Below are 17,074 nucleotides of genomic sequence, written 5' to 3' on the forward strand. Positions count from 1 at the left end.
CAGCGGCGGTAGTCATCCTCGGCGGCGGGCCTCATTCTCTTCCGTCGCTCCATCTGGACGTGCGGCGGGAGCGACAGCGGGCTCACGCCGGCTTGCGCTTGATATATCTTTGGTCCATCAATTGGATCTTGGTTCGTCTACCTGACGCGGCAAGGAGGAGAAAAACATGCTCAAACTGACGAAAATTCTGACCGCCGGCGCAGTCGCCGCGCTGATGTCGGCATCTGCAGCCTATGCAGCCGGCACGATCACCATCGGCGTGCAGGTGCCCACGACCGGTTCCGAGGCGACCTATGGCAAGGACATGGCCAATGCCGTTTCGATCGCTCAGAAGGAAATCAACGCCAAGGGCGGCGTGCTCGGGAAGAAGCTCGAGATGATCGTCGGCGACAGCGCCTGTGACCCGCAGCAATCCGTGAATGCGGCCGCCAAGCTCGTTTCGCAGAAGGTCGTCGCGGTTGTTGGCGGTTACTGCTCGGGCGCCACCGTGCCGACATTGAAGATCTATGGCGACGCCAACGTGCCCTTCGTCATCACCGCGGCCAACTCGACCGATCTCATTCCGCAGAACCCCGGCAACGCCTTCATGATCAACTCGACGGGCGACGAGCAGGCCAAGAAGGCCGTCGACTTCCTGTCGGGCAAGGGCGTCAAGACGCTCGCCATCGTCAACGAGGGCGACGCCTATTCGCAGAACCTCGCCGACCTCACCCGCGATGCCTGGAAGAAGGCCGGCAACAAGGTGGTCGCCTACGAAACCGTCAACAAGGGCGAGCAGGACTATTCCGCCATCGTCACGGCGATCAAGGCGGCCAACCCGGATGCCGTGTTCTGGACGGCGTATTACGCCGATGGCGGCCTGCTGATCCGCCAGCTCCGCCAGTCCGGCTACCAGGGCAAGATCGCTGTCGGAGACGGCTCGAATTCGAGCAAGCTGTTCGACATCGCCGGCCGTGCCGCCGAGGGCGTCTATGCCTTCTCCAACCCGATCGCCGAGTTCCTGCCGAAGGCGAAGGACTTCATCAAGACCTACAAGAAGGACTACGGCTCTGCTCCCGGCCCGTATGCGCCGCTGACCTATGACGGCATGCGCCTCGTCGCCTGGGCCATCGACAAGGCCGGCTCGACCAAGCCGGATGCGATCGAGAAGGCGCTGGCTTCTGCCGACAACCAGGAGTGGCTGGCCGGCCCGATCTCCTTCACCAAGAAGAATACGCTCGCCCGCTCGAACTTCATCGTGCTCGAAGGCAAGGGCGGCGCCTGGACGCGCGCCGACAAGTAGGCGCATCGCAGGACAGGCTGGCGTTCCACCGAGCGCCAGCCTCTTGAGGGAGCGGCCGCAGTCGGGCGGGGGGAATCCGATGAGCCTTTTCGACATCATCTGCCACCAGCTGGTCAACGGGCTGGTACTCGGCGCCTTCTACGCGCTGGTGGCGCTCGGCTACACGATGATCTTCGGTGTCATCAAGCTTCTGAATTTCGCGCATGGCGACCTGTACATGGTCGGCGGGTTCATCGGCTTCATCGTTCTGTCGGCGATTTCCAGCGTCGTCGGCGGCGACTGGTTCGGCATCTTCGTCGCCATGTTCCTGTCGATGATCGCCGTCGGCTGCCTCGGCGTCGTCATCGAGCGGGTCGCCTATCATCCGATGCTCAAGGCGCCGCGCCTGTCGATCCTGATCACGGCGCTCGCCGTTTCCCTCGTTCTACAGAATTCCGTGCTCGCCCTGACCGGTGGCCAGTACACCGCATTCAGTACCGATCTCGGCTTCGGCGGTGTCAATCTCGGCAGCGTGTTCATCAGCTACAACCAGATGGTGCTCGTCGCCACGGCAGCCGTCCTGATGATCGCGCTCGAAACCTTCGTTACCCGCACGCAGTACGGCCGCGCCATGCGCGCCGTCGCGATCGATCAGAACATGTGCGAACTGATGGGGATCAACGTATCCGTCATCATCGCCGTCACTTTCTTCATCGGCTCGGCGCTGGCCGCAGCTGCCGGCACCATGGCCGGCGCCTATTACGGCTCGATCTGGTATTTCATGGGCTTTCTCATCGGGCTCAAGGCCTTCACGGCGGCCGTCATCGGCGGCATCGGCTCGATTCCCGGTGCCATGCTCGGAGGTCTGATTCTGGGACTTCTCGAAGCGTTCGGGACGCAGGTTCCCGGAATCGGCAGCGAGTGGAAGGACGTCTTCACCTTCGCCGTCCTCATTCTGGTGCTTGTCTTCAAGCCGACGGGCCTTCTCGGCAAGTCCGAGCAGGAGCGCATGTGATGGCGGAGAAGAACGTCGAATACGCTCGTCTTCTCGGGCCGCTGGCCGGTCTGTTCGAGAGCCGCTTGGCACGCCTGACGACGCTCGCGGCGATCTTCGCACTGCTGATCGCGGCGCCCTATCTCTTCGGCAGCTACGCCACGGTCATCCTCACCAACGCATTCCTCTACGTCGTGCTGGCGCTGGGGCTGAACGTCGTCGTCGGGTATGCGGGCCTGCTCGATCTCGGCTACGCCGCCTTCTTCGCCATCGGCGCCTATACGGTCGGCATATTCACCGAGCAGTTCGGCTTCAATTTCTGGCTCACCCTGCCGATTGCCGTCTGTTTCGCGGCGATCGGCGGCATCATCATCGGCGGACCGACGCTGCGGCTTCGCTCGGACTATCTCGCCATCGTCACCTTGGGTTTCGGCGAGATCGTTCGCCTCTCGGCGCGGAACCTCAATATCACCGGCCGGGCGAGCGGCCTGTCGGGCATCGAGCAGCCCTGGCTTTTCGGCTGGCACATCGCTCGGCCGATCGACTTCTACTATGTCTTCTGTGCGCTGGCGATCATCGCCACGATCGTTTCGGTGCGGCTCGCCAATTCCCGGCTGGGCCGCGCCTGGCTGTACGTGCGTCACGACGAGGATGTCGCCGAGGCGATGGGCATCGACCGCGTGCGCGTCAAGCTCGCCGCCTATGTCATCGGGGCGATCTTCGGATCGGTCGGCGGAGCGTTCTTCGCCGTCAATCTCGGCGCCATTTCGCCGGAGAGCTTTTCCTTCACGCAGTCGGTGCTGATCCTGATGGCCGTCATCCTCGGCGGCATGGGCAAGATCCCCGGCGTCATTCTCGGCGCCTTCATCGTCATCCTGGGGCCGGAGCTGTTGCGTGATCTGGGAACCCTCCGCCTGCTCGTCTTCGCCGTCGGGCTGTTGTTGATCATGTTGTTCAGGCCGAGCGGCATCTGGCCGAGCGGGAGTGCGCGGCGATGAGCGACCGGCTTCTGGAATTGCGCGGTGTCGGTCTCGCCTTCGCCGGGAACACCGTGCTCGACGGCGTCGCATTCGGGGTCGAACGCAACGCCATCGCCAGTCTCATCGGGCCGAACGGCGCGGGGAAGACGTCTCTGTTCAACTGCATCACCGGGTTCTACAAGCCGCAACGCGGCTCCATCACGTTCGATGGGGCGGAAATGCTGAGCCTCAAGCCGCATCGCGTGACGGCCGCCGGGATCTCGCGCACCTTCCAGAACCTGCGTCTGTTCGCCGAAATGACGGTTCTGGAAAACGTCATGTCGGGAATGCACTGCCGCACGAAGGCTGGCGCGCTGGCGGCGATCTTCCACACGCCACGCCATCGCGGCGAGGAGAAGGAAGTCGCCGACTTCTCGCAGGAGTGTCTGAGATTCGTCGACATCGATCCGAAGGACTGGGACCGCGAGGCGACGACGCTCTCCTATGGTCATCAGCGCCGTGTCGAGATCGCAAGGGCGCTCGCGACGCGGCCGAAACTGCTGTTGCTCGACGAGCCGGCCGCGGGGCTCAATGCCGGCGAGAAGCAGGATCTGATCGAACTGATCGGCAGAATTCGTGATCGGCGCGGTGTTTCGGTTCTGCTGATCGAACACGACACCGGCCTGGTGATGAGTGTCTCGGAGCGCATCAGCGTCCTCGACCACGGCGTCATGATCGCGGAAGGAACGCCGAGCCAGATCCAGAAGGACCCGAAAGTCATCGAGGCCTATCTGGGCCAGGAAGGCGCGGAGGACGATCTTGAGCTCTGAGACCGGGAACGACGTCGTCCTGAAGCTTACGGGCGTCGAGGCGGGCTATGGGCGCATCCGCGCGCTGAACGGCATCGACCTGGAGGTCCGTCGCGGACAGATCGTCGCCCTGCTCGGCGCGAACGGGGCCGGGAAGACGACGACGCTGAAGACGATTTCCGGGCTGGTGCGGGCGAGCGCCGGCACGATCGCGCTGGACGGCAACGACATTACCGGCATGAAGGCGAACGAGATCGCCCGGCTCGGCGTCGTCCATGTGCCCGAAGGGCGTCACATTCTCCGCGGCCTGTCGGTGAGGGAGAACCTCGAGCTCGGCGCCTTCACGGTGCGTGACGCCGCCGTGAAGCGAGAGCGCATGGCAGAGGCCTTCCGCCTGTTCCCGATCCTGAAGGCCCGCCAGCACCAGGACGGCTCGCTGCTTTCGGGCGGCGAGCAGCAGATGCTGGCGATCGGCCGGGCGCTGATGCACGGCCCCAAGGTGCTGCTCCTCGACGAGCCGTCGATGGGCCTGGCACCGAAACTGGTTCTGGAAACGCTGAAGATCGTCAAGCGGCTGAACCGCGACGAAGGAACGACGATCCTCTTGGTCGAGCAGAACGCCCGGTTGGCGCTCAAGCTCGCGCACTACGGCTATGTCCTCGAAGGCGGCAGCATCCGCATGAAGAACGATGCGGCGACGCTGAGGCAGGATGCCTCGATCGTGCAAGCCTATCTCGGCGACTGACATTGCACGGCAAAGTGTGAGGGCGGGGAAGGGCGGGTGGAATGGAAGCGTCATCGGACGTCGGCGCAGCCGCGGACCGGTCCATCGGATCGAGGGAGATTTGACATGAGCAGCAACTGGAAAGGCGTCATCCCCGCGCTGATGACGGAAATGAAGCCGAACGGCGATCTCGATCTGGACGCCACCGGCCGCCATGTCGAGAAATGCATCGACGCCGGCTGCGAAGGCTTTGTCATGCTCGGTACGCTCGGCGAGAACTCCTCGCTCAGCGTCGACGAGAAGGCCGAAGTCGTGGCCGCCGCCGTCGAGGCGTCGAACGGCCGCGTTCCCGTACTTTCGGGCGTCGCCGAATACACCACCGATCTGGCGATCGAGAGCGGCAGACGCATGGTGAGGGCCGGTGCGGAAGGCCTGATGGTGCTTCCCTGCATGGTCTACGAGCAGGATTCCCGCGAGGCGGTGATCCATTTCCGCGCGCTCGCGCGTGCCGTCGACGCGCCGATGATGATCTACAACAATCGCGTCTCCTACAGGGTCGATCTGTCGCCGGCCGATTTTGCCGATCTTGCTGATGAGAAGAACATCGTCGCGGTCAAGGAATCGAGCCATGACAGCCGGCGCATCACCGACATGATCAATCGGCTTGGCGACCGCTACGACATTTTCTGCGGCGTCGACGACCTGGTGTTGGAAAACATGCTCTTCGGTGCTGTCGGCTGGGTGTCCGGCATGGCGAACTGTTTCCCCGGCGAAGCGGTGGAGTTGTACCGGCTCGCCCGCGAGAAGAAGGTCGACGAGGCGCTGGCGCTCTATCGCTGGTTCATGCCGCTGCTCCACCTCGACACGGCCGTCAAGCTGGTCCAATACATCAAGCTCGCCAACCAGATGACGGGCCTTGGCAGCGAATACGTCCGCGCGCCGCGCATGACGCTCGAAGGCGTCGAGCGCGAGCGGATCGAGGCGATCATCCGCAAGGCAATGGACGATCGCCCAGCGCTCGGGGGCGCCGCCTGAAAGCATGCGATGAGGGGGCGGGACGCGATGGTTGAGGCGGCTGCGGCCAGGCCGGACGCCGGGGCGGCGCATGACGTGTTGGTCGTGGGGGCCGGCATTGTCGGCCTTGCCTGCGCTCTGAAACTGCAACAAGCCGGACGGTCGGTGACGCTCGTCGACCGCCGCGGCATCGCGCGCGAGACCAGTTCGGGCAATGCGGCCGGTCTGGCTTTCTCCGACATCATCCCGATGGCGAGCCGCGGCATGATGCGCAAGGTGCCGGGGTGGCTTGCCGACCCTCTCGGTCCGCTCGCCATCCCGCCGGCCTATTTCCCTCGCATCCTGCCGTGGCTCGTCCGCTACTGGCGGGCGGGCTGGCCCGACAGGATCGAGGCGAGCATCGCGGCACAGGCGGCGATGATGCGGCTGTCGCAGGCCGAGATGAACCGCATGGTAGACGCCTGCGGCATCGCGCACATGGTCCACAGCAAGGGGTCGCTCGAACTCTACGAGAGCGAGGCGGAGTTCGCGGCCTCGCTTCCAGGCTGGCAGCGGCGCACGGACCACGACATCGCCTTCGAGCATGTGCGCGGCGAGCGACTGGCCGACTTGCAGCCCGGCCTCTCGCCCCGATTTGTGGCCGGCACCTTCGTTCCATCGTGGCAGTCGGTGTCCGACCCCTTCGAGTTCGCCGTCGCGATCGGTTCGCATGCGCTTGGCGCCGGTGCGACGCTGATCGAGGCCTCTGTCATCGATATCGCTTCCGCAGGAGAGGGTGTCAGCATCAGGCTCGACGACGGGCGCGTGCTGGCCTGCCGGCAGGCCGTGCTCGCCGCCGGAGCGTGGTCGAAGCAACTTGCCCGGAAGCTTGGCGATGCCATTCCGTTGGAGACCGAGCGGGGCTACAACACAACTCTGCCGCCGGGCGCCTTCGATGTCCGCCAGCAACTGATCTTCGGCGGGCACGGCTTCGTTGTCTCAGCGCTTTCGACCGGTATTCGCGTCGGCGGCGCGGTGGAACTCGGCGGCCTCGACCTCGCGCCGAATTTCCGCCGGGCCGACGCGATGCTGACGAAGGCCGCACAGTTCCTGCCAGGCCTCAAGACGCAAGGCGGGCGGCAGTGGATGGGTTTCCGCCCGTCGCTGCCCGATAGCCTCGCCGTCATCGGCCGCTCGCGTGCCACGCCGAACGTGGTCTATGCCTTCGGCCACGGGCATCTCGGCCTGACGCAATCGGCGGGGACCGGCAAGCTCGTCAGCGACCTGGTCTGTGGAGAAGAACCACAACTCGATCTGGCACCGTTCAGCCCGCAAAGGTTCTAACAAATGGCACGCTTCACCTTTTCCTGCCTGGACGGCCACACCTGCGGCAATCCGGTGCGTCTCGTCTCCGGCGGCGGGCCGCTGCTCCAGGGCAACACCATGCTCGAGCGCCGTGCCCACTTCCTCGCCGAGTTCGACTGGATCCGCAAAGGCCTGATGTTCGAGCCACGCGGCCACGACATGATGTCCGGATCGATCCTCTATCCGCCGACGCGCGAGGATTGCGACATCGGCATCCTCTTCATCGAAACGTCAGGGTGCCTCTATATGTGCGGCCACGGCACCATCGGCACGGTGACGATGGCGATCGAGAACGGCCTGGTGCGGCCGAAGACGCCGGGCGTCCTGAAGCTCGACACACCGGCCGGCGTCGTCACCGCGACCTATCGGCAGGAGGGTGAGCATGTCGAGGAGGTGCGCATTACGAATGTGCCCTCGTTCCTCTATGGCCGCGGCTATGAGGCCACGGTCCCCGGCCTCGGCAGGGTTGCGGTCGACGTCGCCTATGGCGGCAATTTCTACGCCATCGTGGAGCCGCAGGAAAACTACACCGACATGGCCGACATCACCGCCGGCGACATCATCCGCTGGAGTCCGCAATTGCGTGCGGCACTCAACGAGGCGTACACCTTCGTCCATCCCGAAACCCCCGATATCAACCGGCTGACCCATATCCTGTGGACCGGCAGGCCGACGGTCGAGGGAGCGACGGCGCGGAACGCCGTCTTCTACGGCGACAAGGCGATCGACCGCTCGCCCTGCGGCACCGGGACCTCGGCACGCATGGCGCATTGGGCGGCAAACGGCCGGCTCGACGTCGGCGACGAGTTCATCCACGAAAGCATCATCGGCTCCCTGTTCAGGGGCCGTGTCGAAGCGGCGACAAAGGTGGGCGACCGTGATGCCATCGTTCCGTCGATCGGCGGATGGGCCCGGCAGACCGGCATCAACACCATCTTCATCGACGACCGCGACCCGTTTGCCCACGGCTTCTCAGTCCTCTGACAGCCAGGAGCTGCGCTGACATGAAAATCACCGGCATCAAGGCATGGCAGATCGATCTGCCGCTGAAGGAGGGCCGCTATAGCTGGTCCAACGGCAATTTCGTCGAGATCTTCGACACGACCGTCGTCGCGGTGGAGACCGATGAGGGCGTCACCGGCTATGCGGAATGCTGCCCGCTCGGTTCGGCCTACTTGCCCGCCTATGCGAGGGGCGTGCGCAGCGGCATCCGGGAGATCGCACCGGCTCTGATCGGTCTCGATCCGACCAATCTCGGCGCAATCAACCGGGCGATGGACTCGGCGCTTCGTGGCCACGCTTACGTCAAGGCGCCGCTCGACATCGCCTGCTGGGACATCCTCGGCAAGGCGGCGGGCCAGCCGCTGTATACCCTTCTCGGCGGCGCTGCGCAGGAGCAGATCGCGCTCTATCGCGCCATCTCGCAGGAAGCGCCGGAGGTCATGGCGAGGAAGATCGCCGGCTATCGCGCCGAAGGCTACACCAAGTTCCAGCTCAAGGTGGGCGGCGATGCCGACGAGGACATCGCCCGCATCCGCGCCTGCCGAAACATCCTGGAGCCGAGCGACGTCCTCGTCGCCGACGCAAACACCGGCTGGACGCGCGCGGAGGCTGCTCGCGTCGTCGCTGCCGTCGCCGATCTCGACGTCTACATCGAGCAGCCTTGTCCGACCTACGAGGAAAGCCTGTCGGTGCGCCGGCGAACGGCGCGCCCCTTCGTGCTCGACGAAGTGATCGAGGGGCCGCAGATGCTCGCCCGCGCGCTCGCCGACGACGCCATGGACGTCATCAATCTGAAGATATCTAAGGTCGGTGGTCTCACCAAGGCTCGGTTGATGCGCGACATGTGCGTCGCCAGCGGCACGCTGATGACGATCGAGGACACCTGGGGCGGGGATATCGTGACGGCCGCGATCGCCCATCTGGCGCTGTCGACGCCCGCGGAGTTCTGCTTTTCGGCGACCGACTTCAACAGCTACGGAACCCGCGATATCGCCGACGGCGCGCCGAAGCGCGTCGACGGCTTCATGACCGCCTGCGACCGGCCGGGCCTCGGCGTCACGCCGATGATCGACGGGTTCGGCGACCCGGATATCTGCTTTTCCTGAGGCCGCATGCGCAGCACGAAGACCATCCACATCGTCGGCTGTCATGCCGAGGGAGAAGTCGGCGACGTCATCGTCGGCGGCGTCGCCCCACCGCCCGGCGACACGCTGTGGCAGCAGTCCCGCTTCGTCGCCAAGGACGGAAACCTTCGCCGATTTGTCCTCAACGAGCCGCGCGGCGGCGTCTTCCGGCATGTCAATCTGCTGGTGCCGCCGAAGGACCCGCGCGCCGATATGGGCTTCATCATCATGGAGCCGGAAGACACGCCGCCGATGTCGGGCTCGAATTCGATCTGCGTGGCGACGGTTCTGCTCGACACGGGCATCGTGCCGATGACGGAGCCGGAAACGAAGCTCTCGCTCGAAGCGCCCGGCGGCCTCGTCGAGGTGACGGCCGCTTGCTGCAACGGCAAGGCCGAACGGATCACCGTGCGCAACGTCGCGAGCTTCGCCGCAGCTCTCGACGCGACGATCGAGGTCGAGGGCCTCGGCACGCTGACGGTCGATACCGCCTATGGCGGCGACAGCTTCGTCATTGCCGATGCGGCAGCCCTCGGCTTCGCCATCACCCCCGACGAGGCGCGCGAAATCGCGGAGGCCGGCGTCAAGATCACGCGCGCGGCCAACGAACAGCTCGGCTTCTCGCATCCGACGAATGCGGATTGGAACCATATATCCTTCTGCCAGATCGCCGCGCCGCTCACGCGCGAGGAGGGCGGCTGGACCGGCGCCAACGCCGTCGTCATCCAGCCCGGCAAGATCGATCGGTCCCCGACCGGAACCGGCTGTTCCGCGCGGATGGCCGTGCTTCACGCCAAGGGCGAGATGGCTCTCGGCGAGCGCTATCGCGCCCGCTCGATCATCGGCTCGCAGTTTGACTGCCGAATCGCCGCCGAGACCACGCTTGCCGGCAAACCGGCGATCACGCCGGAAGTCACCGGCCGTGCCTGGATCACCGGCACACGCATCGACATGCTCGACCCCGACGATCCGTGGCCGGAAGGCTATCGGCTGACGGATACCTGGCCGCAGAAGATCCGATGAACCCGAAGTCCTGATCGTGCCCGCACCGGCGGGCCGTGCCTGTGCTGGCGGCCTCCGAGACGTCCCCGACCACCTCGGCCTGCGCTTCCTTCAAGTCATCGACGAGGTCTGCAACAAGCGAAGCTATACACCCGGTTCCCGGTCGTTTCCGCTTCTTCCAGTTTGGGGACCGACCCGCCGGTCGGCCGCGACCAGCGCTCGCTGATAGGTGCCGGCGAACGCTTCGCGTCCTTGTCCATCAACGCTGGATCTGATACTGATATATGACGAATATATTTGGATCATGGAAGGGACGAGGGTGACGAACATCTTCTCGGGCTGCGTACCGGCACTGATGACGCCTTGCGGCTCGGATCGCCGGCCGGACTTTGATGCTCTGGTCCAGAAGGGACGAGAACTGGTCGGTGCCGGCATGCGCGCCGTCGTCTATTGCGGTTCGATGGGAGACTGGCCGCTCCTGACCGATCAGGAGCGTATGGAAGGCGTCGCGCGTCTCGTCGGCGCCGGCGTTCCCGTGATCGTGGGTACGGGAGCCATCAACACCGCCCGGGCGGCAGAGCACGCGGCGCATGCCCAGGAGGTCGGCGCGGATGGTCTGATGGTCATTCCCCGCGTTCTCTCACGCGGCACATCACCGTCCGCCCAGCGGGCGCATTTCAAGGCGATCTTGTCGGCCGCGCCGAACATCCCGGCTGTCATCTACAACAGCCCGTACTACGGCTTTGCCACGCGGGCGGATTTGTTCTTCGCGTTGCGCGCGGAGCATCGAAATCTCGTCGGCTTCAAGGAGTTCGGGGGCCCGGACGACCTTCGCTACGCGGCAGAGAACATCACCAGCGGCGATGAGGTCACGCTGATGGTCGGCGTGGACACGGCAGTCTACCACGGCTTCGTCAACTGCGGTGCGGCCGGCGCGATCACCGGCATCGGCAACGTCTTGCCGCAGGAGGTGCTGCACTTGGTCCGCCTGTCGCAGGCCGCGGCCGCCGGAGACGCGGAGGCGCGGCGCCGCGCACGCGAACTCGACGAGGCCCTGTCTGTTCTCTCCTCCTTCGACGAGGGGCCGGATCTTGTCCTCTACTACAAATACCTGATGACGCTGACCGGCGACGACGCATATCGGTTTCACTTCAACGAAACCGACGCGCTGACGGAGACGCAGCGCAGCTATGCGGAAAGCCAGTTCCGAATCTTCCGCGAATGGTACGCCGGCTGGAGCGAGGAGAGCTCGAACACGCGTGCAGCCTGACGAAGCGGGCGCCGCGCGGCACATCCTCCTCCGCCGATCGTCGCGCCTACTTCCCCTGTGTGGCCTGCTATATTCCGCCCGACTGGCGCGCGCTTGCTCCGTCTGAGTTTGCTCCGTCGTTGACAGCAGATGCTGCAGATGTCGCGTGAAGATATATCAGGCTTCACAATCCTTTCCGGTCAGCCTACAGCTTGCGCGATACGTCATCCCACACGCCACTTGCGCGTTGTCGGGGGTGACCGGGAGGAATCGTCGCGTCATGCTCAAGCGTTCGCAGGTCCACGAAGCCTACCTCGCGATCGAGGACCGCATCGTCGTGCTCGATTTCCGGCCGGGGAGCATGCTGACGGAGAAGTCGATCATCGAGACCGTCGGCTACGGCCGCACCCCCGTGCGTGAGGCGATCCAGCGCTTGACCATGGAGGGCTTGACCGAGGTTCATCCGAGGCTCGGCGTGAAGATCGCCGAAATCCGCCCGGAGGACTATCCCCGTGCGATCGAGCCACGGCTGACGCTCGAACCGCTCCTGGCTCGTTCGGCGGCGCGCTATGCCGGCCCGAACGAGCGCAAGGTCATTCTGGAAGGAATGCACGGTATGCGGGCCTGCGCCGAGAACGGAGACGTGGCAGGCTACCTGAAGCAGGACAAGGCGATCGACCAGGCCATCAGCAGTGCTGCCGCCAATCCCTTTCTGCCGCGCATCCTGTCGCCTCTGCAGATCCACAGCCGACGCTTCTGGTTCCAGTATCACGGACGCGATGGAATGATGGAATCCGCCGAGCGCCACGCCGCCGTCTGTCAGGCAATTGTCGCGGGCGACGACGAGCGGGCCGTCGCGGAGTCGCGGGTGCTGATGGAGTTCCTCTTCGCGGAATCGAAGGCTATCGCGCGCTGAGGAAATCCCGGGTTGTCACGCTCGGCGGCTTTGCGAAGCCGCAGAGTTCCGGCTCGATCGACGTGCCGCGCACCCCGGTGCCGTGAGATCGGCCTTCGGTCCGCGGCTGAACGGCTGCACGAAGGCTGTCTTGCCGCCGTCGACCTTGCCGCCCGGATAGGCGTCCCTGCAGACCGCGACGGTGATCCCGGGCATCGTGGTGATCGCCGCGATCGCCTGTGCCTTCGATCTGGTCATGCGCTTCCTCGAGCGGCGAGCCGTCCCTTGGAAAGGGCGGATGTAAGCCGCCAGGCGATAGGCTTCGGGCGCGATCTGGACCACGATCGCCCGTGTGTCGCAGGTGCACCTGCGGTCTGATCGCCCCGCTGTCCTGCGGCAGCCGCGAGCCGAACGAAGACTCCTCGATCGTTCAGGTCTGTGAGCGGCAGCGACCACGATGGTCGAAGGCGAGCGCCAACGAGGGCCTGATCTCGTCGGGCCGATCGTCGAACTTCGGCTGCATCGACGTCCCCTCTGAACCCGCGGCGGCAGGAGCCGCACGTCGTGTGGGCGCCGAGCGCCGCGCCAGGCCGTCCGGCTCTGCCGGGATCACTGCATCCAGGCGAGGAGGACATGCGAGAGCTGCGGAAAGGCGGCGATGATCGCCAGGCCGATCAGGCTGGTGACGAGGAAGGGGATGGCGCCGAGCGCGATCTTTTCCAGCGACATGCGGGTGATGTTCGCGGCGACGAAGAGATTGATGCCGACCGGCGGCGTGAACAGGCCGATGGCGAGGTTGACCATCAGCGCGACGCCGAACCAGACCGGGTCCCAGCCGAGCTGGTGGACCACCGGCAGGAAGATCGGCAGGGCGATGAACATGATGGTCACCGCGTCCATGAACATGCCGGCGACGAGGACGACCAGCATGATGACCGCGAGGATGACCCACTGGTTGTCGCTGAGGGCGAGAAGGGCGCCGGAATATTTGCCGACGAGGTCGTCCACCGTGACAACCCAGCCGAACAGGCTGGCGAAGGTGACGACCAGCATGACCACGGCCGAGGAGGCGCTGGCGTCGACGAGGGCCTGATAGAGGGTGGCGAAGCGCAGGGTCCGGTAGATGAAGAGGCCGACGAAGATCGCGTAGACAGTGGCGACCACCGCCGCCTCGGTGGGCGTGAAGACGCCGCCATAGATGCCGCCGAGGATCACGACCGGGGTGAGCAGACCCCAGAAGGCGTCGAGGAAGGACCGGCCAAGGCGGGCGGGATAGCCCATGCCGCGGTAGGCGCTCGGCGAAAGACCCTCGATGCCGCCCGTCGCGCCCCCCGCGCTTGATGCCGCCGCCGCCGCATGGCGGGCCTTGCCGGCAAAGGGCAGGGCGGCGATCATCAGCACGCCCATCACGAGGCCGGGGACGATCGCCGCGATGAAGAGCTGGGCGATCGAGGTGTCGGCGATGACGCCGTAGATGACGAGGCCGATCGACGGCGGGATGACGATTGAGAGCGCGGCGCCGGTGCACACGAGCGCGGCCGCGAAGGGCTTGGGATAGCCATCCTCTTCCATGCCGCGGATGATCAGCGGGCCGATCGCCGCCACCGAGGCCGGGCCTGAGCCCGACACCGCCCCCCAGAACAGGCACACCACGGTGCCGACGACGCCCATGCCGCCGGGAAGGTCGCCGACGAGGACGCGGAAGAAGCGGATCATCCGCTCGGCGATGCCGACCGTGCCCATCAGCGCACCGGCGAGAATGAAGAACGGGATCGCGAGAAGCGAGAACTTGGAGATGCCACTCGAAAGGAGATCGCCGACGAGATCGAGGCCGAAGCCGATCTGCCACATGGCATAGAGCGAGGAGAGGCCGAGGGCGAAGGCGACCGGGACGCGCAAAGCGAGAAGCACGAAGAACAGGATCACCATCTGCGTGCCGGGATCGAGATCCAGCATGGTCAGATCCCTCCCTTGCCGTCGGCTCCGGGAAGATTGCCGGCCTGCTGCCATTCGGCAAAGCCCGCCTGAACGAGGCGGATGGCGATCAGGGCGAAGCCGATGGGCAGGCCCACCGAGAGATACCATTCGGGGATCTGCATGCCCGAAGACGTCACGCCGCTCCGGTACTGGTCCTCGACCAGCTGGAAGGTGAAGAGGGCCGACAGGGCGAGGAGCAGGATCGACAGCGCGGCCGACAGCACCACGGCGACGCGGCGCGCCGGAGCCGGCAGCAAATCGGTGAAGAGAGTGACGGCGAGGTGCTCGCCCCGCCGGGCGGCGATCGCCGCGCCGAAGACGGTGAGGAGGAGGAAGCCGTCGAGCAGCAGCTCCTGCGTGGCGGCGAAGGAATAGCTGGTGAGATAGCGCACCACGACATTGACGAAGCCGAGGCCGGTCATGCCGAGAAAGATGACGGCGCAGACGATCTTTTCCGCCTCGTCGAGGAGGTGACGCATCGAAGTTCTCATCGGATGAAGAAGGCGCTGGCGGACGGTGCTTCAGTCCGCCGCGCGATGAGAGGGGCCGTCCCACCGGGCGGCAGCAGGACGGCGGGGAGACGAAGGGCCGGCCGCAGAGCCGGCCGGCCTTTCGATGCTGGCTTTATTTCGCCCCGGTGTTCTGGCCGTGGTCGGCGATGGTCTTCTGGAACAGGGCGACAAGATCCGGACCGACCTTCTTGGCCCAGGTGTCGAAGGCGGGCTTGGTCGCCTTCCGGAACGCGTCGATCTCCTCCGCAGTCGGCTCGTAGACCTGCATGCCCTTCTCTTTCAGGAAGTCGACGCCCTTGGCGGTATCCTCGCGGGTGATCTTCTTCTGGTACGCCATCGCCTCCTCGGCGGCGGACTTCACCATCGCCTTGGTCTTGTCGTCCCAGCTGTCCCACAGCTTCTTGGAGACGCCGACGAAGATCGGGTCGTAGGAGTAGTGCCAGGTGGTGAGGTACTTCTGCACTTCATAGACGCGCTGCGGGATGATCACCGCGCCGATCGGATTCTCCTGGCCGTCGACGACGCCCTGCTGCAGCGCCGGGAAGGTCTCCGTCCACTGCATCTGCTGCGGATTGGCGCCCAGCGCGTTCATCACGTCGATGTACATCGGGCCGGCGACGCGCATCTTCAGGCCCTTCATGTCGGCCGGCGCCTTGATCGGGTGGACGTTGTTGGTGACCTCGCGAAAGCCGTTCTCGCCCCAGGCGAGGACGATGATGCCCTTCTTCGCCATGATCTCGGTCATCCGCTTGCCCGGCGCGCCGGCGGTGGTCGCGTCGACGTCATCGTAGTTGGAATAGAGATAGGGCAGCGAGAACACCGCCATCTCCGGCACCAGCGGCGTGACGTTGATCGCCGAAGTCACGACGAAGTCGAGGGCGCCGCGGCCGACCATCTCGGCCTGCTTCATCTGGTCGCCGCCGGTCAGCTGCGCCATCGGGAAGATGCGGACGTCCATCTTGCCGCCGGACTTCTCCTTCAGGAGCTCGTTGAACTTCTCGGCGCCCTTCTGCCACGTCGTCGTGTCGTTGGTGTTGTGGGACAGGCGATAGGTCTTGGCGACGGCAGGCGTCATCGCCGTGGCGGCGACGGCTGCGACGAGAGCCGCGGCGGCGGCGAGATGCTTCAGTTTCATGCGTTTTCCTCCCGGGACCGATGTCTCGATGTCGCGCCTCTCTCCTCCAAGAGGTCCATATGATGGACATGGCCGACGACCAGCATTCGTCAGGTTGCCATTCCAGCGCGGCGCTTGCAAGTTGTTATCCATTCCCTGACAATGACGACCGAAATCGATGTCCACAATCTGGATGGGGTGCAGCTTGGAGCGGCTGCCACGAGCCTTGGCGGAAGGCGGAGGAGCGCAGAGCGTCGATCGGGCGCTGACGCTCCTGTCCATGATCGCTCGCCATGGCGAGCGTGGGACGACGCTCGCCACCATCGTCGCCGACAGCGGGCTCAACCGGCCGACCGCGCGGCGGCTGGTCCTCGCGCTGATCCGTTCGCGTCTCGTCGAACAGGACGCCGTCAGCCGGCGCTATTTCCTCGGCGAGGAGGCCTATGTCCTCGGCATCCTCGCCTCCCACCGCTTCGGCTTCCTCGACTGCGCGCTGGAGAGCCTGTCGGCCCTGTCGAAGGCGAGCGGCGACACCAGCTTCGCCTGTGTGCGGCAGGGCGACTCCTCGGTCTGCCTGCACCGCGAGGAGGGCGCCTTCCCGATTCGCACCCATGCGCTGCTCCCCGGTCATCGCCACCCGCTAGGCGTCGGCGCCGGAGCGATGGCGATGCTGGCGGCGCTGCCCGACGGCGAGATCACGCGGGTGCTGGCGGCCAATGCCGCGGTTCTGGCGGAACACTATCCGAGCTACGGCGCCGAGGCGATCGCTGCCGATGTCGCCTTCGCCCGCCGCCGCGGCTATGCTCTCAATCCCGGCCGGGTGCTGCAGAATTCCTGGGCGATCGGTATGGCCGCCCGATATCCGGACGGACGCATCGCCGGAGCACTCTCGATCGCCGCGATCGACAGCCGGATGGGCGAGACCCGTCAGGCGGAGCTCGCCGGACATCTGGCGATCGAGATCAGCAAGGTGGAGGCGCGGCTCGGTCGCCGCTTCGACGCTTCGGCCGCCGGCCGGCTGTCCGAGGACGCCGTCGCGACGGCCGGAACGAACGCGGCGAACGCCGCCAGCGGGTTCTAAAGGGAGGCATCGG

Annotated in this window: 17 protein-coding genes; 13 read left to right on the forward strand and 4 right to left on the reverse strand. The window is 65.5% G+C overall.

Going from position 1 to position 17,074, the window contains the following annotated elements:
• Nucleotides 1-166: 166 nt before the first annotated feature.
• The 12 genes from AB5S17_RS03110 (at nucleotide 167) to AB5S17_RS03165 (ending at nucleotide 12,398) form a co-directional block, all read left to right on the forward strand.
• Nucleotides 167-1,282 carry a branched-chain amino acid ABC transporter substrate-binding protein gene (locus tag AB5S17_RS03110; protein WP_369236002.1) on the forward strand — a complete coding sequence of 372 codons (1,116 nt, stop codon included), beginning with the start codon at nucleotides 167-169 and terminating at the stop codon, nucleotides 1,280-1,282.
• 79 nt (nucleotides 1,283-1,361) lie between these two features.
• Nucleotides 1,362-2,276 carry a branched-chain amino acid ABC transporter permease gene (locus AB5S17_RS03115; protein WP_369236004.1) on the forward strand — a complete coding sequence of 305 codons (915 nt, stop codon included), beginning with the start codon at nucleotides 1,362-1,364 and terminating at the stop codon, nucleotides 2,274-2,276.
• Nucleotides 2,276-3,253: a branched-chain amino acid ABC transporter permease gene (locus AB5S17_RS03120; protein WP_369236006.1), complete on the forward strand. Its 978-nt coding sequence runs from the start codon at nucleotides 2,276-2,278 to the stop codon at nucleotides 3,251-3,253. The genes AB5S17_RS03115 and AB5S17_RS03120 overlap by 1 nt, the downstream gene beginning before the upstream one ends.
• Nucleotides 3,254-3,306: 53 nt before the next feature.
• Complete coding sequence (locus AB5S17_RS03125) at nucleotides 3,307-4,044, forward strand: ABC transporter ATP-binding protein (protein ID WP_369236008.1); 738 nt, start codon at nucleotides 3,307-3,309, stop codon at nucleotides 4,042-4,044.
• Nucleotides 4,034-4,768 (forward strand): ABC transporter ATP-binding protein, encoded by a 735-nt coding sequence (locus tag AB5S17_RS03130; RefSeq protein WP_369236010.1) that lies wholly within the window; start codon nucleotides 4,034-4,036, stop codon nucleotides 4,766-4,768. Before AB5S17_RS03125 ends, AB5S17_RS03130 begins: the two co-directional genes overlap by 11 nt.
• A gap of 105 nt (nucleotides 4,769-4,873) precedes the next feature.
• On the forward strand, nucleotides 4,874-5,782 hold the full coding sequence (locus AB5S17_RS03135) for a dihydrodipicolinate synthase family protein (protein ID WP_369236012.1): 909 nt from the start codon (nucleotides 4,874-4,876) through the stop codon (nucleotides 5,780-5,782).
• Between the two features lie 27 nt (nucleotides 5,783-5,809).
• On the forward strand, nucleotides 5,810-7,084 hold the full coding sequence (locus tag AB5S17_RS03140) for an NAD(P)/FAD-dependent oxidoreductase (RefSeq protein ID WP_369236014.1): 1,275 nt from the start codon (nucleotides 5,810-5,812) through the stop codon (nucleotides 7,082-7,084).
• A gap of 3 nt (nucleotides 7,085-7,087) precedes the next feature.
• Complete coding sequence (locus tag AB5S17_RS03145; protein ID WP_369236016.1) at nucleotides 7,088-8,089, forward strand: 4-hydroxyproline epimerase; 1,002 nt, start codon at nucleotides 7,088-7,090, stop codon at nucleotides 8,087-8,089.
• Nucleotides 8,090-8,109: 20 nt separating this feature from the next.
• On the forward strand, nucleotides 8,110-9,213 hold the full coding sequence (locus AB5S17_RS03150; RefSeq protein ID WP_369236018.1) for a cis-3-hydroxy-L-proline dehydratase: 1,104 nt from the start codon (nucleotides 8,110-8,112) through the stop codon (nucleotides 9,211-9,213).
• 6 nt (nucleotides 9,214-9,219) lie between these two features.
• On the forward strand, nucleotides 9,220-10,254 hold the full coding sequence (locus AB5S17_RS03155) for a proline racemase family protein (protein ID WP_369236020.1): 1,035 nt from the start codon (nucleotides 9,220-9,222) through the stop codon (nucleotides 10,252-10,254).
• A gap of 298 nt (nucleotides 10,255-10,552) precedes the next feature.
• Complete coding sequence (locus AB5S17_RS03160; RefSeq protein WP_369236022.1) at nucleotides 10,553-11,503, forward strand: dihydrodipicolinate synthase family protein; 951 nt, start codon at nucleotides 10,553-10,555, stop codon at nucleotides 11,501-11,503.
• A gap of 145 nt (nucleotides 11,504-11,648) precedes the next feature.
• Complete coding sequence (locus tag AB5S17_RS03165) at nucleotides 11,649-12,398, forward strand: GntR family transcriptional regulator (protein ID WP_369236024.1); 750 nt, start codon at nucleotides 11,649-11,651, stop codon at nucleotides 12,396-12,398.
• Between the two features lie 15 nt (nucleotides 12,399-12,413).
• Here AB5S17_RS03165 and AB5S17_RS03170 read toward each other — a convergent pair whose 3' ends face one another.
• From AB5S17_RS03170 to AB5S17_RS03185, 4 genes are all read right to left on the reverse strand, one after another.
• On the reverse strand, nucleotides 12,414-12,719 hold the full coding sequence (locus AB5S17_RS03170; RefSeq protein WP_369236026.1) for a hypothetical protein: 306 nt from the start codon (nucleotides 12,717-12,719) through the stop codon (nucleotides 12,414-12,416).
• Between the two features lie 267 nt (nucleotides 12,720-12,986).
• The gene (locus AB5S17_RS03175; RefSeq protein ID WP_369236028.1) at nucleotides 12,987-14,333 is read right to left on the reverse strand and encodes a TRAP transporter large permease; all 1,347 of its coding nucleotides are present in this window, start codon (nucleotides 14,331-14,333) and stop codon (nucleotides 12,987-12,989) included.
• Between the two features lie 2 nt (nucleotides 14,334-14,335).
• Nucleotides 14,336-14,833, reverse strand: coding sequence for a TRAP transporter small permease (locus AB5S17_RS03180; protein ID WP_369236030.1), 498 nt, complete (start codon nucleotides 14,831-14,833; stop codon nucleotides 14,336-14,338).
• Nucleotides 14,834-14,978: 145 nt separating this feature from the next.
• Nucleotides 14,979-16,001: a DctP family TRAP transporter solute-binding subunit gene (locus AB5S17_RS03185; RefSeq protein WP_369236032.1), complete on the reverse strand. Its 1,023-nt coding sequence runs from the start codon at nucleotides 15,999-16,001 to the stop codon at nucleotides 14,979-14,981.
• Between the two features lie 172 nt (nucleotides 16,002-16,173).
• Between AB5S17_RS03185 and AB5S17_RS03190 the strand changes: the two genes are divergently transcribed.
• Nucleotides 16,174-17,061 (forward strand): IclR family transcriptional regulator, encoded by an 888-nt coding sequence (locus AB5S17_RS03190; protein ID WP_369236136.1) that lies wholly within the window; start codon nucleotides 16,174-16,176, stop codon nucleotides 17,059-17,061.
• Nucleotides 17,062-17,074: the final 13 nt, after the last annotated feature.

Origin of the sequence: Jiella sp. M17.18 (genome assembly GCF_041027365.1) — a bacterium.
In the GTDB taxonomy this organism is placed as follows: domain Bacteria; phylum Pseudomonadota; class Alphaproteobacteria; order Rhizobiales; family Rhizobiaceae; genus VKMB-3413.

Excerpts from the sequence above, each read along its gene's own strand:
- AB5S17_RS03110 (WP_369236002.1), top strand. The coding sequence starts at position 167 with ATGCTCAAACTGACGAAAATTCTGACCGCCGGCGCAGTCGCCGCGCTG.
- AB5S17_RS03115 (WP_369236004.1), top strand. The coding sequence starts at position 1,362 with ATGAGCCTTTTCGACATCATCTGCCACCAGCTGGTCAACGGGCTGGTA.
- AB5S17_RS03120 (WP_369236006.1), top strand. The coding sequence starts at position 2,276 with ATGGCGGAGAAGAACGTCGAATACGCTCGTCTTCTCGGGCCGCTGGCC.
- AB5S17_RS03135 (WP_369236012.1), top strand. The coding sequence starts at position 4,874 with ATGAGCAGCAACTGGAAAGGCGTCATCCCCGCGCTGATGACGGAAATG.
- AB5S17_RS03140 (WP_369236014.1), top strand. The coding sequence starts at position 5,810 with ATGGTTGAGGCGGCTGCGGCCAGGCCGGACGCCGGGGCGGCGCATGAC.
- AB5S17_RS03145 (WP_369236016.1), top strand. The coding sequence starts at position 7,088 with ATGGCACGCTTCACCTTTTCCTGCCTGGACGGCCACACCTGCGGCAAT.
- AB5S17_RS03150 (WP_369236018.1), top strand. The coding sequence starts at position 8,110 with ATGAAAATCACCGGCATCAAGGCATGGCAGATCGATCTGCCGCTGAAG.
- AB5S17_RS03155 (WP_369236020.1), top strand. The coding sequence starts at position 9,220 with ATGCGCAGCACGAAGACCATCCACATCGTCGGCTGTCATGCCGAGGGA.
- AB5S17_RS03175 (WP_369236028.1), bottom strand. The coding sequence starts at position 14,333 with ATGCTGGATCTCGATCCCGGCACGCAGATGGTGATCCTGTTCTTCGTG.
- AB5S17_RS03180 (WP_369236030.1), bottom strand. The coding sequence starts at position 14,833 with ATGCGTCACCTCCTCGACGAGGCGGAAAAGATCGTCTGCGCCGTCATC.
- AB5S17_RS03185 (WP_369236032.1), bottom strand. The coding sequence starts at position 16,001 with ATGAAACTGAAGCATCTCGCCGCCGCCGCGGCTCTCGTCGCAGCCGTC.
- AB5S17_RS03190 (WP_369236136.1), top strand. The coding sequence starts at position 16,174 with ATGGGGTGCAGCTTGGAGCGGCTGCCACGAGCCTTGGCGGAAGGCGGA.